General features: G+C 60.7%; 12 protein-coding genes. 5 read left to right on the top strand and 7 right to left on the bottom strand.

The genetic code is table 11. From position 1 onward, the window contains the following. Positions 1-77: 77 nt before the first annotated feature. Together gcvT and gcvH are read left to right on the top strand one after the other, a co-directional pair. Positions 78-1,160: a glycine cleavage system aminomethyltransferase GcvT gene (gcvT, locus tag ACW55A_RS23415; protein ID WP_003347470.1), complete on the top strand. Its 1,083-nt coding sequence runs from the start codon at positions 78-80 to the stop codon at positions 1,158-1,160. 44 nt (positions 1,161-1,204) lie between these two features. Continuing rightward, positions 1,205-1,591 (top strand): glycine cleavage system protein GcvH, encoded by a 387-nt coding sequence (gcvH, locus tag ACW55A_RS23410; protein WP_003367432.1) that lies wholly within the window; start codon positions 1,205-1,207, stop codon positions 1,589-1,591. Positions 1,592-1,660: 69 nt separating this feature from the next. Here gcvH and ACW55A_RS23405 read toward each other — a convergent pair whose 3' ends face one another. The 3 genes from ACW55A_RS23405 to ACW55A_RS23395 form a co-directional block, all read right to left on the bottom strand. Next, the gene (locus ACW55A_RS23405) at positions 1,661-1,981 is read right to left on the bottom strand and encodes a DUF2388 domain-containing protein (RefSeq protein WP_002551535.1); all 321 of its coding nucleotides are present in this window, start codon (positions 1,979-1,981) and stop codon (positions 1,661-1,663) included. Positions 1,982-2,121: 140 nt separating this feature from the next. Then, entirely contained in the window at positions 2,122-3,906 is a 1,785-nt protein-coding gene (gene tfpB / locus ACW55A_RS23400; protein ID WP_003432204.1) for a type IV pilus assembly ATPase TfpB, read from the bottom strand. A gap of 110 nt (positions 3,907-4,016) precedes the next feature. After that, complete coding sequence (locus ACW55A_RS23395; protein ID WP_498811650.1) at positions 4,017-4,364, bottom strand: ACT-like domain-containing protein; 348 nt, start codon at positions 4,362-4,364, stop codon at positions 4,017-4,019. 125 nt (positions 4,365-4,489) lie between these two features. On the opposite strand from ACW55A_RS23395, the gene ACW55A_RS23390 reads away from it, so the two are divergent. After that, positions 4,490-4,960 carry an Lrp/AsnC family transcriptional regulator gene (locus ACW55A_RS23390; RefSeq protein WP_003305413.1) on the top strand — a complete coding sequence of 157 codons (471 nt, stop codon included), beginning with the start codon at positions 4,490-4,492 and terminating at the stop codon, positions 4,958-4,960. A gap of 172 nt (positions 4,961-5,132) precedes the next feature. On the opposite strand, the gene ACW55A_RS23385 is transcribed toward ACW55A_RS23390, so the two are convergent. Then, on the bottom strand, positions 5,133-6,500 hold the full coding sequence (locus ACW55A_RS23385; protein ID WP_003367425.1) for a CYTH domain-containing protein: 1,368 nt from the start codon (positions 6,498-6,500) through the stop codon (positions 5,133-5,135). A gap of 163 nt (positions 6,501-6,663) precedes the next feature. Here ACW55A_RS23385 and argE point away from each other — a divergent pair, with 163 nt between their 5' ends. Beyond that, positions 6,664-7,812 (top strand): acetylornithine deacetylase, encoded by a 1,149-nt coding sequence (gene argE, locus ACW55A_RS23380; RefSeq protein ID WP_003367423.1) that lies wholly within the window; start codon positions 6,664-6,666, stop codon positions 7,810-7,812. Between the two features lie 140 nt (positions 7,813-7,952). Continuing rightward, positions 7,953-9,251 carry an amino-acid N-acetyltransferase gene (argA, locus tag ACW55A_RS23375; protein ID WP_003367421.1) on the top strand — a complete coding sequence of 433 codons (1,299 nt, stop codon included), beginning with the start codon at positions 7,953-7,955 and terminating at the stop codon, positions 9,249-9,251. A gap of 330 nt (positions 9,252-9,581) precedes the next feature. Here the strand turns inward: argA and gshA are convergent, their stop codons facing one another. The 3 genes from gshA to ACW55A_RS23360 all read right to left on the bottom strand — a co-directional run bounded on the left by gshA (position 9,582) and on the right by ACW55A_RS23360 (position 14,118). Beyond that, positions 9,582-11,174, bottom strand: a complete 1,593-nt coding sequence (gshA, locus tag ACW55A_RS23370; protein ID WP_003432210.1) for a glutamate--cysteine ligase — start codon at positions 11,172-11,174, stop codon at positions 9,582-9,584. A gap of 242 nt (positions 11,175-11,416) precedes the next feature. Further along, a complete protein-coding gene (locus ACW55A_RS23365) occupies positions 11,417-11,800 on the bottom strand; it encodes a PaaI family thioesterase (protein WP_003367417.1) in 384 nt (127 codons plus the stop codon). Continuing rightward, on the bottom strand, positions 11,800-14,118 hold the full coding sequence (locus tag ACW55A_RS23360) for a Tex family protein (protein ID WP_003367415.1): 2,319 nt from the start codon (positions 14,116-14,118) through the stop codon (positions 11,800-11,802). Before ACW55A_RS23360 ends, ACW55A_RS23365 begins: the two co-directional genes overlap by 1 nt. Between the last annotated feature and the right edge of the window lie 131 nt (positions 14,119-14,249).

Below are 14,249 nucleotides of genomic sequence, written 5' to 3'. Positions count from 1 at the left end.
GCTGCAAACTCCGGTTTATTGGGGGGCTTGCCGATCTCGTCTGCCCGCACCTTCGCCACGCCCGGAAGGAGAAACCCATGGGACAGCGTACCCCCCTGTTCGACCTGCACCTCGCCCTTGGCGCGAAAATGGTCGATTTTGGTGGCTGGGACATGCCGTTGCATTACGGATCGCAGGTCGAGGAACACCATCAGGTGCGTCGCGACTGTGGGGTCTTCGATGTCTCTCACATGAACGTGATCGATGTGCTCGGCCGTCAGGCCCGGGTCTGGCTGCGTCGTCTGCTGGCCAATGATGTAGACAAGCTCAAAACCCCCGGTCGTGCCTTGTACAGCGCCATGCTGGACGAGAGCGGCGGGGTGATCGATGACATGATCGTCTACCTCACGCCTGAAGGTTATCGGCTGGTCGTCAACGCGGCGACCGGCGTCAAGGATCTTGCCTGGATGCAGGCGCAACTGGGCGACTTCGACGTGCAACTGGTCGAGCGCAGTGAAATGGCAATGCTCGCCATTCAAGGCCCCAAGGCCAGAACCCGTATCGCCGAGCTGGTTTCAAGCGCCCGCGCCGAACTGATCCACCAGCTCAAGCCGTTCGAAGGGCTTGATGACGGTGACTGGTTTATCGCGCGCACCGGCTACACCGGCGAGGACGGCCTGGAGATCATGCTGCCTGCCGAGGAAGCCCAGCGCTTTTTCAATGAATTGGTTGGCGCGGGTATTTCGCCGATCGGCCTGGGCGCTCGCGACACGCTGCGTCTTGAGGCGGGCATGAACCTGTATGGCCAGGACATCGGTGAACATGTTTCGCCCTTGGCCTCGAATATGGCCTGGAGCATCGCCTGGGAGCCTGCCGACCGTGATTTTATCGGTCGCAAGGCACTGGAGAGCGAACGGGCTGAAGGAACCGCCTTCAAACTCGTGGGATTGGTGCTCGAAGAGCGCGGCGTTTTGCGGGCGCATCAGGTGGTACGTGTCGCAGAAATTGGCGAAGGAGAGATCACCAGTGGTAGTTTCTCTCCTACGTTGAGCAAATCCATTGCACTGGCTCGCGTTCCGATGGCGACCGCTGACCGGGCCGAGGTGGAAATCCGCGGCAAATGGTACCCGGTGCGCGTGGTGCAGCCTGCGTTCGTGCGCCACGGCAAAACCTTGATCTAACCTAATGGCGGGTTTTCCGCTGACCCGATGTTGAGGATGACTAAATGAGCAATATTCCCGCCGAGCTGCGTTTCGCCGAAAGTCATGAGTGGGCACGTCTGGAGTCAGACGGCACCGTGACCGTTGGCATCTCGGACCATGCACAGGAAGCACTGGGCGATGTGGTCTTCGTAGAACTGCCGGAAATCGGCAAAGTGTTCGCTGCCGCTGACACCGCCGGTGTTGTGGAGTCGGTCAAGGCTGCTTCGGATATCTACTCGCCGGTTGCGGGCGAAGTGATCGAAGTCAACGCAGCGCTGGGCGATTCGCCCGAGTCGCTCAACAGTGATCCGTACGACGCCTGGATCTTCAAGCTCAAGCCAAGCGACGCCAGCGGCGATCTGGCCAAGCTGCTGGATGCAGCCGGGTACAAGAGCGCTATCGGCGAATAACCGACTGCCGCTCACAAAAATGCCGCTCATGGAGCGGCATTTTTTATACGCGAAGCTAATCGGCAAGACTTACTGGTTTTCAGCGACCAGATTCTTATCCAGGATCGCGTTGGCCAGTTCCATGTCGGTGGCTTTCAGGCCTGGATTGTCTTTGCGCACCTGCTCGATGGCCGCTTCCAGGAACGGACCGCGGATGCCACCGTCGCTGGCGACGAAGCTGCCTGCGTCATCCTGGGCGGCAACGATCAGCTTGTGATCCTTGAAGGTCAGGTAAGTCGAGCCGGTGGTTGCACCGGAAGACAGCACATTACGCCAGAAGGTGTCAGCCATCGCTGAACCCATTGGGATGGAAAGCAAGGCTACGGTGGCGACAGCGAACTTGAGACGCATGATGAATTACTCCAGCTGTGGTTGTTCTGAGGGGTTGGATAGCCAAAGCTACGAACTAGTTCAATCAAGGTGTACCGCGTAGTTCACTTTAGCGGGCTCGCCATGCCGCGCGGCCTTCTGGAACAACGCCTTCACCCTGATCAACGTTGTTCGCTCTGCGGTGTCACCCTCAACACTTCCTCGAGTGTAGTCAGGCCTGCCGAGACTTTCTGAGCGCCGGACAGACGCAGGCTGCGCGTACCTTCCTTGAAGGCCTGACGACGCATGGCGGTCAGGTCGAGGTCCGCCGAGATCAATGCCTTGATGTTGTCGGACATGACCATGATCTCGTAGACACCCGCCCGGCCCCGATAGCCGGTATCTCGGCATTCCACACAACCGACTGCCTGATGCGCGCCGGGTGGCACCGGTGCCTGCCAGGGGCGCGTCAGGGTTTGCCAGTCGGTTTCGTTCAGGTTGATCGGGGCCTTGCAGTGCGGGCAAAGGGTACGCACCAGACGCTGGGCCATGACGCCGAGGATGGTCGCCTTGAGCAGGTAGTGCGGCACACCCAGTTCGAGCATCCGGCTGATGGCGCTGGGTGCGTCGTTGGTGTGCAGCGTCGACAGCACCAGGTGACCGGTAAGCGCCGCCTGAATCGCCATTTCAGCGGTCTCCAGGTCGCGAATCTCGCCGATCATGATGATATCCGGGTCCTGTCGCATCAGCGCGCGCACGCCGGCGGCAAAGCTCAGTTCGATGTTGTGCTGCACCTGCATCTGGTTGAAGGCCGGCTCGACCATCTCGATGGGGTCTTCGATGGTGCACAGGTTGACCTCGGAGGTCGCCAGTTTCTTGAGGGTGGTGTACAGCGTTGTGGTCTTGCCCGAACCGGTCGGGCCGGTGACCAGAATGATGCCGTTGGGCTGGCGGGTCATTTCCTGCCAGCGCCGCAGGTCGTCACTGGAGAAGCCCAGTTGGTCGAAGTCCTTGAGCAACACCTCGGGGTCGAAGATCCGCATGACCATTTTTTCGCCGAACGCGGTCGGCAGGGTCGACAGGCGCAACTCCACTTCACGATTTTCAGGCGTGGTGGTCTTGACCCGCCCGTCCTGTGGTTTGCGTTTTTCGGCGACGTTCATCCGCCCCAGGCTTTTCAGGCGGCTGACAATCGCCATGATCACCTGCGCCGGAAACTGGTAAACGTTATGCAGCACCCCGTCGATTCGAAAGCGTACGGTGCCCTGTTCGCGGCGCGGCTCGATGTGAATATCGCTGGCGCGTTGCTGGAAGGCGTACTGAAACAGCCAGTCGACGATATTGACGATGTGCGCGTCGTTGGCGTCAGGCTCCTGATCGCTGGCGCCGAGCTTGAGCAACTGTTCGAAGTTACCCATGTTGCTCATCTTTTGCTCAGAGGCGCTGGCACCGCTGACCGACTTGGCCAGCCTGAAAAACTCCATCGCCATGCGCTGGATGTCTGACGGGTTGGCGACCACACGTTTGATCTGCAGCTTGAGCACATGCGCCAGGTCGGCTTCCCATGAGCGCACATAAGGCTGCGCGCTGGCGATGGTCACCGATTCGCGATCGACCGCTACGGCCAGAATCTTGTGGCGCTGGGCAAAGGCGTAGGACATCAGTGGCGTGACCGCCGCGACGTTGATCTTCAGCGGATCGATACGCATGTAAGGCTGGCCACAGGTTTTGGCCAGCCAGGCGGTCAGTGTTTCCACGTCCAGCTTCTTGCCCGGCCGCTTGAGGTCGTCAAACTGCAGCGAAGCGAGAAACTCGAGGGGATGCAGCTGGATGTTCACTGCGCTGCGACGTTGGGTGAGTGCCGTTTCCGCGTCGTCCTGGCCGAGATAGCCTTCGGCAACCAGATCACGCAACACATCATTCAGATCGAGCCAGCGATCCTGTGAAGAGGGGGCCAGGGCTGCCATGTGCGCTCCTTGAGGCAATTCGTCATTGGACGATGAACAAGAGTAGACGCCAAGCGTGACAGCGTTGTTCGTTCTATGCGACCGGGAATTGCCGGAGCAGGCGAATTGATTCAGCCCGTCGCCAGGGCGACACGGGATTGCGCGGTATTGCGGGCGTCGACTTGCTCGACCTCCATTGAGCAGACGTCGATCAGGTTGCGCATTTTTTCACCAATCACTTGTGCCCGATGCCAGCTCAATCTGGAGACCTGAAGATCGATGAGCAGCAGGTTCTCTTGCTGCACGGCACTCAATTGGTCGGGAATCAGGTACTGCATGGCAAACAGGTTCAACACCTGACAGAGCAAGGCAGGCTCGGCTTCGGCGCAGACACGGTAGCGTGCGCAGCACTGCGCATTGCTCGACGACCAGCTATCTGGACGCTGCGAAGGGGGGGTGACGGCTTCGAGATTGGGCATGCTGGTACTCCAGAAGGATGCTGGAAATCTTTGCATGCGTGAAAAGAAATTTCTGGTCCATCATTGGGTGGATTAGTCTTTATAAGACTTGTTAATGCGCCACAGACTGTTTGAGAAAATTAATTATGCAAATCGAGCTGGACAGTTACGATCGCAGGATTCTGGCGCTGCTGCAGGAAGACGCTTCGCTTTCCAGTGCGCAGATCGCCGAGCAGGTCGGACTGTCGCAATCACCCTGCTGGCGCCGCATCCAACGGCTCAAGGATGAAGGCGTGATTCGCCGTCAGGTGGCGTTGCTGGACCGCAAGAAAATCGGTCTGAACACACAGATATTCGCCGAGGTAAAACTCAATGCCCACGGGCGCTCCAACTTCACCGAGTTCACCGACGCGATTCGTGGTTTTCCGGAGGTGCTGGAGTGCTATGTGCTGATGGGGTCGGTGGATTTTCTGCTGCGCATCGTGACCCCGGATATCGAGGCGTACGAGCGGTTCTTCTTTGAAAAGCTTTCGCTGGTGCCCGGCATCCAGGAAGTGAACTCGACAGTAGCCCTCTCCGAGATCAAATCCACCACCAGCCTGCCGCTGCTGCGCTGACGGGGCTGGTGCCCGGAGTTGCGCCAGCCTCGGTTGTGCCTCGTGCACCGAGGTGACTGGTTTTGCTGCCGGTTCCCGGCGGTTCGCGGACAAGTCCGCTCCGACAAAAAACGGGAGATCATGTACAAACGCAGCGTCGCCCGGCCCACTTCTACGGCCTTCTGATCCAGCCTTACAAGCGCAGCAGGGTCTTCCAGGCGCGGCTTTGGAAGACGGTGATGGCCTGTTGCACGCGGGCATCGAGGACTTCGTCGCTGATGTCCAGATGCGCCAGTTCTTCCAGCTTGCGCAGTTCGCCATACAGGCGATCCAGTTCCGGCAGGTCCAGCGCGCCGCGTGCCCAGTGCAGCCATGACTGGATGCGCTCGATGCGGGGCAGTTGCTCTGCCAGGTCTTCCGGCTGCTGCTGATAACGACTTAATTGCAGGGACGTGGCTTCTTCGCCCAGCAGGCGTGGCAGCCAACTGCTCAACAGTGCGGCGCCCTGACGATTGCCGCGGGTGTTGCGTTCGGTGGTCCAGCTGCGGGCCAGCAACCAGCGTGAGGTATTCAGCGAGAACTCGCCCCAGCGCGTGTCCTGCAATTCTTCCAGGAATTGCTCGTGGGCGGCACCGCGTACATCGGCATCGTCCTGCCCGGCCTGAACCAGCGGTCGCCAGTCTTCCAGCAAGGCGTCCAGCGCAGTACGCAGTTGTGCGGTCGAGGTGCGTGGCGCGGCCTGGCCGAGGCTGCTGGTCAGGGCGCGCAGTTCGGCGAGCATCTCGACCCAGTCCTGCAGCAGACGCCAGTGGCCGTTGAAACGGTATTGCTCGGCCAGACGCTGGCTGCTGCCCAGCAGGTGCCAGGCCAGCGCGGAATAAGCGTCGTCCAGCGGCGTTTCTGCGTGCAGAGCGGGAGCGTGCAGGCTCAGCGAGTAGCTGCTGGCATCGAGCAGACGATAGCCGCGTTCGGCCTTGCTGATATCACACGGCATCAGCGGCAGCGTTGCAGCCAATTCGGCGGCCAGCTCCAGCAGCGCGGCAGGTTCGCCTTCACGCAGCTCGAGTTCCAGCTCGCAGATTTCTTCCTTCTGCTTGCCCGCCACCACCTGGCCCAGGTCCAGTGCGGCTTCGATCACCACTTTGGCCTTGCCACGGCCCCAGGCGATCTCGGCTTTCTCACGCACGAAATCGGTGGTGAACAGCGGCTTGATGGTTTTCTTGTCCAGATCGGCCAGTTGCTCGGGCCAGCAATCGCCTTCGAGCTTCTTCAGGTCCAGCTTGGCCTTGCTCAGGTCCCAGTTGTATTCATTGCGCTCGGACAGGCCGGCCACGCTTTGCCCGCGAGTCTTCATGGTCTGGATGATCTGATCGCCGTCGCGGCGGATGCGCAGGGCGACTTTGGCCTGTGCCAGCTCACCTTGCGGGGTATCGAAATACTGGTTCGACAGTTCAAGGCGCTCCCAGCCACTCTTGTTGCGCTTCTTGAGCAACGGGTGTTCACGCAGTGCAGCGAGGGTCTCGCGGCTGACGCGGAGTTTGATTTCTGTTTCTTTTTGCATGGCCGGGGGAATCCAAACGCTGATACGGATAAACGGGAGCGCAGCCCATGATTGAACGGCTGCTGAGGCCGTCAGTGTACAGGACATGGCCCGAAACGGTTTATTCCTGGGTTGCTATGGCCCTATGATGGGCCGTGTTCCGTCCCGATTACAGGAAGCGTCCATGCCGTTGCCGTCCATGAAAGACCAGTTCGCCGCCCTGATCGCCGTACCCTCGGTGAGCTGCACTCAGCCTTCTCTGGACCAGAGCAACCGCCCCGTCATCGATCTGCTGGCCGGATGGCTCGGCGATCTGGGGTTTGCCTGCGACATCCAGCAAGTGTCCCCCGGCAAGTTCAATCTGCTGGCGACCTATGGAACAGGCCCAGGCGGTCTGGTACTGGCGGGGCACAGCGATACCGTGCCGTTCGACGAGGCGCTGTGGAAGACCGACCCCTTGAAGCTGACCGAGGTGGATGGCCGCTGGGTCGGGCTGGGCAGTTGCGACATGAAGGGCTTTTTTGCGCTGGTCATCGAAGCGGTGCGTGGCCTTCTTGACCAGCCGTTCAAGCAGCCGCTGCTGATCCTCGCCACTTGCGACGAGGAAAGCTCGATGGCCGGTGCCCGTGCGCTGGCCGAGGCCGGCCGCCCGCTGGGTCGTGCGGCGGTGATTGGCGAGCCGACCGGGCTCAAGCCGATCCGCCTGCACAAGGGCGTGATGATGGAGCGTATCGATATTCTCGGGCGCAGCGGCCATTCCTCCGATCCGAGCCTTGGGCACAGCGCACTCGAAGCCATGCACGACGCAATCAGCGAACTCAAGGGCCTGCGCACGCAGTGGCAAGCGAAGTACCGCAACCCGCAATTCACGGTGCCGCAGCCGACGCTGAACCTGGGCTGTATTCATGGCGGCGACAACCCGAACCGGATTTGTGGCCAGTGCTCGCTGGAATTCGACCTGCGTCCGCTGCCGGGCATGGACCCGGAAGTGCTGCGCTCGGCCATTCGGCAGAAGCTGCAGCCGCTGGCCGAGCTGCATCAGGTACAGATCGACTATGCGCCGCTGTTCCCCGAATGCGCGCCGTTCGAGCAGGTCGCTGACGCTGAGCTCGTGCGTGTCGCTGAACGTCTGACCGGTCATACGGCCGCAGCAGTAGCATTCGGCACCGAAGCGCCTTATCTTCAGCGCCTTGGCTGCGAGACACTGGTGCTCGGCCCGGGCGACATCGCCTGTGCGCATCAGCCGGGGGAATACCTCGAAATGTCACGTCTTGACCCTACAGTGCGTCTGTTACGTCAATTGATCGAGCATTACTGCCTGACGCCCCAGTGAGTCAGGCATAACCTGTGTTAATGAAAGCATCTTGAGTAAAAGGAGACTGCGCGTGCTGCCAAGCCTGTTCCGACGATAACCACCACACCGTTGTGCGTGCTTCTTTTTTTCGTCCATTTTTTCTACAGGCTCTTGTTGTCATGCCCGAATACGTCAACTGGCTTCGCCACGCGTCTCCGTACATCAATGCTCACCGCGATTGCACCTTCGTCGTCATGCTGCCCGGCGACGGCGTTGCGCACCCCAATTTCGGCAACATCGTCCACGACCTGGTGCTGCTGCACAGCCTGGGCGTGCGCCTGGTGCTGGTTCACGGTTCCCGCCCGCAGATTGAAAGCCGTCTGGCTCAGCGCGGTATCACCCCGCGCTTCCACCGCGACATGCGTATCACCGATACCGAAACGCTGGAGTGCGTGATCGATGCCGTGGGTCAGCTGCGCATTTCGATCGAGGCGCGTCTGTCGATGGACATGGCCGCCTCGCCCATGCAGGGCTCGCGGTTGCGAGTGACCAGCGGCAACGTCGTCACCGCACGGCCTATCGGTGTGCTTGAGGGTGTCGATTATCAGCACACCGGCGAAGTGCGCCGGGTCGACCGCAAGGGCATCAACCGCCTGTTGGACGAGCGTCATATCGTGCTGTTGTCGCCATTGGGTTATTCACCGACCGGCGAGATTTTCAACCTGGCCTGTGAAGACGTCGCCACCCGCGCGGCCATCGATCTGGCCGCCGACAAACTGCTGCTGTTCGGCGCCGAAACCGGCTTGCTGGACGAGCAGGGCCGGTTGGTGCGCGAACTGCGTCCGCAACAGGTGCCCGCGCACCTGCAGCGCCTGGGTGCCAACTATCAGGCGGAACTGCTGGACGCCGCGGCCGAGGCCTGCCGTGGCGGTGTCGCGCGCAGCCATATCGTCAGTTATGCCGAGAACGGCGCGCTGCTCACCGAACTGTTTACCCGCGATGGCGGCGGCACGCTGGTCGCGCAGGAGCAGTTCGAACTGGTGCGCGAAGCGGCCATCGAGGATGTCGGCGGTCTGATGGACCTGATCACGCCGCTGGAAGAGCAGGGCATTCTGGTGCGTCGTTCCCGCGAAGTGCTGGAACGCGAGATCACGCAGTTCAGCGTGGTTGAGCGCGAAGGGCTGATCATCGCCTGTGCTGCGCTGTATCCGATTGCCGATTCGGAGTCGGGCGAGCTGGCGTGTCTGGCGGTCAATCCGGAATACCGGCACGGTGGCCGTGGTGACGAGCTTCTGGAGCGTATTGAAAACCGCGCCCGGGCCCTGGGTATCAAGACCCTGTTCGTCCTCACCACCCGCACCGCACACTGGTTCCGCGAACGCGGTTTCGAACCCAGCAGCGTCGACCGTCTGCCAAGCGCCCGCGCCTCGCTGTACAACTACCAGCGTAATTCGAAGATCTTCGAAAAGGCGATATAAGCCTGGGGGCGGACGCAGAGCACTCTTGGCTATATTTTGTGGGAGTGAGCTTGCTCACGAAGAGGCTGGCACAAGCAGCCGGAAAGGGACGTTTGAACCGTCCCTTTCGTGAGCCGGCTCACCCACGCCCTTCGGGCAGAAGCGCAGAGCATTGGGCACGATAGTTGAGATGATCGTTCCTCACGCTCCAGCGTGGGAATGCAGTTCTCGACGCTCTGCGTCGTCAAGAGGACGCGGAGCGTCCAGAAAGGCATGCGACGCAGAGCGCCGCACGATAGTCGCGCCTGCACCGGCACCTTCGAGAGCAAGCTCCCCACAGTAATTGCACGATCAGTTGCTGATCGACAGAATGCTCGCCTGATACGACCCCACGAACGTGTCGAAATCCACCACTTCCTCGGTCGCTTCCAGTTCGGCCTGTTCTTCGATCGAGGTTTTGGCCTGGGCTTCGAAGTCTGCCTGTTCCTGAGCGCTCAGCGGGTGAGTGCGGAAGTATTCGGCATGGACCTGACTCTGGCGCAGGGAGAACGCGGTAAAGCCCTCGTTATGCGCTTCCATGCTGGCCAGCACCTGAGCAGACGGTGTGAGCGCGGTATCGTCGATCTTGGCCTGTTGCACGGCAATCGATTTGAGGTGCTCATCGGTGCCCTGAGCCTGATCGAGCAGGCGGGCAATCGGCGTGATCTTCTCCACCAGCTCGGTTGCCCAGGTCTTGAGATCGACAGGGCGGTTGTCACGCATCAGGCTCAGGCCCGGGCGACGCCCTTCCTTGACCACTGACAGGAAGTTCGAGCTTGCGTTGGAGCATTCGTGGCTGGCCAGTTGCTGGCTTTCCTCGAGGGCGCAATACAGCACGAAGGCATCGATGAAGCGCGACTGCTCCAGGCTGATGCCGGTCGGCAGGAACGGGTTGATGTCCAGGCAGCGTACTTCGACGTACTGCACACCACGGGCCACCAGCGCCTGAATAGGGCGTTCGCCGCTATAAGTCACACGCTTGGGACGAATGTTGGAGTAGTACTCGTTCTCGATCTGCAACACGTTGGTATTGAGCTGCACCCACTCGCCGTTCTGGTCATGAGTGCCGACCTCGACGTAAGGCTTGTAAGGCGTGGCCACGGCCTTGCGCAGGCTATCGGTGTAGCTGACCAGATCGTTGTAGCAAGGGGTCAGATCGGCCTGGGCGTCACTCTGATAACCCAGGTCGCTCATGCGCAGACTGGTGGCGTACGGCAGATACAGGGTGTCGGCGTCGAAGTGTTGTTCCAACTGATGCTTGCGGCCGCGCAGGAATCCCGCGTCGAGTGCCGGTGAAGCGCCGAACAGGTACATTAACAGCCAGCTGTAGCGGCGGAAGTTACGAATCAGCGCGATGTAGGAATGCGACTGGTAGTCGCGGGCATCGCCGGCAAAGTCTTCGGTCTGCTTGAGCAGCGCCCACGCGTCTTCCGGCAACGAGAAGTTGTAGTGAATGCCGGCAATGCACTGCATGGTCTTGCCGTAACGCAGCGCCAGGCCCTTGCGGTACACGTACTTGAGCTTGCCGATGTTCGACGTGCCGTAATAGGCAATCGGTATGTGCTCTTCGTCCGGCAACGGGCAAGGCATCGACGGACTCCACAGCAGTTCGTTGTCCAGCTTGCTGTAAACGAAGCGATGGATCCGGTCCAGGTTGTCGATGGTCTCGGCCGGGTTCTTCAAGGCTGGCGTGATGAACTCCAGCAGCGATTCGGAATAATCGGTCGTCACCTGACCATTGGTCAGGGCGGCACCCAGAGCTTGCGGGTGGGGCGTCCGGGCCAGTTCTGCCGTTGCGGTAACGCGCAGGCACTCACGCTCGATACCGTGCAGGCACTGCTCCAGCAGAGAGAGGTTGTTACGCTCGCCGAGCAATGCAAGACGACGGTTTAAAAGTTCGCTCAAGGTGTAATCCTTCACGCATCGGTCGCCCCGATATGGGGGTGGACTTGACGGTCTACAAGGGTGAAGAAAGGAACTGGCGTAGTCGCCTGGTGGGTCGGTAGCGCCTGTTCACAATCACTGCTCTTTGTCGTACTACCCAAATGGACTCGGCACCACGCTAATGGTGCCGAAATTAACCCAAATGATGTCGGTACGGCTAGGTTCAGTTCGCAGGGATGCTTTTCATCAGCCCTTGATCAAGTCTAGATCACCGCAAATGTGCCCTGGGCCTTGGCGACGAGCTTGTCGCCCTGAACGACTTCAGCCTCGACCACCAGCGTGCGGCGACCCGCGTGCAGCACCTTGGCGATGCACAGGACTTCGCCCTCGGAGACGCCACGCACGTAGTTGATCTTGCACTCGATGGTCACGCTGCGCTGGTCGAAACCGTGAGCGCTGGAACAGGCCAGGCCCATGGCGATATCGACCAGGCTGAAGATTGCACCGCCATGCATCACGTTGCCGCGATTGCGCAGGTGCGCCTCCAGCGGCAACGCAACTTCGGCAACGCCCTCGTCCAGACGCCGCAGCTCGCAGCCGAGCATCTTGAAATAGGCGCTGTGGGTCAGATCTTCAGGAATATCCATCAGCGCTTCTTCAGTTGCTTGGCATTGGCGAACAGCGACGCCATCGCATTGTTGGCGGGCGCTGGCGCAGTGGTTTCCTTGCGCGGAGCGTTGTTCTGACGAGGCGAAGAACCTGGACGGGCACCGCGTGCGCCATCGATTTTCTCGCCGGGCGTGTCGCTCATGCGCATCGACAGGCCGACGCGTTTGCGCGGGATATCGACTTCCATGACCTTCACTTTCACTACATCACCGGCCTTGACCGCTTCACGCGGGTCCTTGATGAACTTCTCGGACAACGCCGAGATGTGTACCAGACCGTCCTGATGCACGCCGATATCGACGAACGCACCGAAGTTGGTGACGTTGGTGACCACGCCTTCGAGGATCATCCCCAGTTGCAGGTCCTTGAGGTCTTCGACCCCGTCCTGGAACTCGGCAGTCTTGAACTCCGGACGCGGATCACGGCCCGGTTTTTCGAGTTCCTGAAGGATATCGGTCACGGTCGGCAGACCAAAGGTCTCGTCGGTGAATTTCTTCGGGTCCAGGCGCTTGAGAAAGCTGGCGTCGCCGATCAGCGAGCGAATGTCCCGGTCGGTTTCAGCCGCAATGCGCTGCACCAGCGGGTAGGCTTCCGGGTGAACGGCGGAGGCGTCCAGCGGGTTGTCACCGGTCATGACGCGCAGGAAACCGGCGGCCTGTTCAAAGGTTTTTTCGCCCAGGCGGCTGACTTTCTTCAGCGCCGCGCGGGTCTTGAACGCGCCGTTTTCATCACGATGCGCAACGATGTTCTGCGCCAGCGTGGTGTTGAGGCCGGAAATGCGTGCCAGCAGCGCCACGGAGGCCGTGTTCACGTCCACGCCCACGGCGTTCACGCAGTCTTCCACCACCGCATCCAGGCCGCGCGCCAGCTTGAGCTGCGACACGTCGTGCTGGTACTGGCCGACCCCGATGGATTTTGGGTCGATTTTCACCAGTTCGGCGAGCGGGTCCTGCAAGCGACGGGCAATGGACACCGCGCCACGGATCGACACGTCGAGGTCCGGGAACTCCTTGGCGGCCAGTTCCGATGCCGAGTACACCGAAGCGCCTGCTTCGGAGACCATGACCTTGGTCATCTTCAGACCCGGGTATTTTTTGATCAGGTCGGCAGCCAGCTTGTCGGTTTCGCGGCTGGCGGTGCCGTTGCCGATGGCGATCAGGTCGACCGAATGCTTGGCGCACAGTGCGGCCAGTACGGCGATGGTCTGGTCCCACTGGTTTTTCGGTACGTGCGGATAGACGGTGGCGTAGTCGAGCAGTTTGCCGGTGGCGTCGACCACGGCGACCTTGCAGCCGGTGCGCAGACCTGGGTCGAGGCCCAGCGTGGCACGCTGACCGGCCGGCGCGGCCAGCAACAGGTCGTGCAGATTGTGGGCGAACACATTGATCGCTTCGGTTTCCGCGCCGTCACGCAGCTCACCCAGCAGATCGGTTTCAAGGTGGCTGTACAGCTTGACCTTCCAGGTCCAGCGCACCACTTCGGCCAGCCATTTGTCTGCCGGGCGGTTCTGGTTCTGGATGCCGAAGCGCTCACCGATCATCAGCTCGCACGGGTGCATGGCGCCCGGCAATTCTTCACCGACTTTCAGTGCGGAGCTCAAAAAGCCTTCATTGCGACCACGAAAAATCGCCAGCGCACGGTGCGACGGCATGCTCTTGAGCGGTTCGTCGTGTTCGAAGTAGTCGCGGAACTTGGCGCCTTCCTCTTCCTTGCCCGGTACCACGCGTGCGCTGATCACCGCTTCCTGCTTGAGGAAGCTGCGCAGCTTGTCCAGCAGCGAGGCATCCTCGGCAAAGCGCTCCATCAGAATGTACTTGGCGCCTTCCAGCGCGGCCTTTACATCGGCTACGCCTTTTTCCGCGTCGACGAAGCGGGCTGCTTCTGCTTCAGGGGCCAGGCTCGGGTCGTTGAACAGGCCATCGGCCAGTTCGCCCAACCCGGCTTCAAGGGCGATCTGGCCCTTGGTGCGGCGTTTCTGCTTATAAGGCAGGTACAAGTCTTCGAGGCGGGTCTTGGTATCGGCCAGCTTGATGTCGCGCGCCAGCTCCGGGGTCAGCTTGCCTTGCTCTTCGATGCTGGCAAGAATGCTGACGCGCCGTTCGTCCAGTTCACGCAGATAACGCAGGCGCTCTTCCAGATGGCGCAGTTGCGTGTCATCAAGACTGCCGGTCACTTCCTTGCGGTAGCGGGAAATGAAGGGCACAGTCGAGCCTTCATCCAGTAGTGCTACGGCCGCTGCGACCTGTTGTGGGCGTACGCCGAGTTCTTCGGCGATGCGGCTGTTGATGCTGTCCATAAAACCACCTGGAGTTGTGAGCAAAAAACTGGGCTATGTACGAATTGCCTTGCCTGGGTATCGTGCGCCAGCATTTATTTTCAGGGCTGGCGAACCGCCATGAGTCCGGCGTTGCCTGACTTCGAGGGCGG

This window comes from Plantibacter cousiniae (nom. nud.) (assembly GCF_977070315.1).
The sequence above is the reverse complement of the archived record's forward strand: the minus strand, read 5'-3'. Positions and strand labels throughout refer to the sequence as shown.

What these genes read in the sequence shown, in the direction of transcription:
- gcvT (WP_003347470.1), top strand. Translation starts at nt 78, where the DNA reads ATGGGACAGCGTACCCCCCTGTTCGACCTGCACCTCGCCCTTGGCGCG.
- gcvH (WP_003367432.1), top strand. Translation starts at nt 1,205, where the DNA reads ATGAGCAATATTCCCGCCGAGCTGCGTTTCGCCGAAAGTCATGAGTGG.
- ACW55A_RS23405 (WP_002551535.1), bottom strand. Translation starts at nt 1,981, where the DNA reads ATGCGTCTCAAGTTCGCTGTCGCCACCGTAGCCTTGCTTTCCATCCCA.
- tfpB (WP_003432204.1), bottom strand. Translation starts at nt 3,906, where the DNA reads ATGGCAGCCCTGGCCCCCTCTTCACAGGATCGCTGGCTCGATCTGAAT.
- ACW55A_RS23395 (WP_498811650.1), bottom strand. Translation starts at nt 4,364, where the DNA reads ATGCCCAATCTCGAAGCCGTCACCCCCCCTTCGCAGCGTCCAGATAGC.
- ACW55A_RS23390 (WP_003305413.1), top strand. Translation starts at nt 4,490, where the DNA reads ATGCAAATCGAGCTGGACAGTTACGATCGCAGGATTCTGGCGCTGCTG.
- ACW55A_RS23385 (WP_003367425.1), bottom strand. Translation starts at nt 6,500, where the DNA reads ATGCAAAAAGAAACAGAAATCAAACTCCGCGTCAGCCGCGAGACCCTC.
- argE (WP_003367423.1), top strand. Translation starts at nt 6,664, where the DNA reads ATGCCGTTGCCGTCCATGAAAGACCAGTTCGCCGCCCTGATCGCCGTA.
- argA (WP_003367421.1), top strand. Translation starts at nt 7,953, where the DNA reads ATGCCCGAATACGTCAACTGGCTTCGCCACGCGTCTCCGTACATCAAT.
- ACW55A_RS23365 (WP_003367417.1), bottom strand. Translation starts at nt 11,800, where the DNA reads ATGGATATTCCTGAAGATCTGACCCACAGCGCCTATTTCAAGATGCTC.
- ACW55A_RS23360 (WP_003367415.1), bottom strand. Translation starts at nt 14,118, where the DNA reads ATGGACAGCATCAACAGCCGCATCGCCGAAGAACTCGGCGTACGCCCA.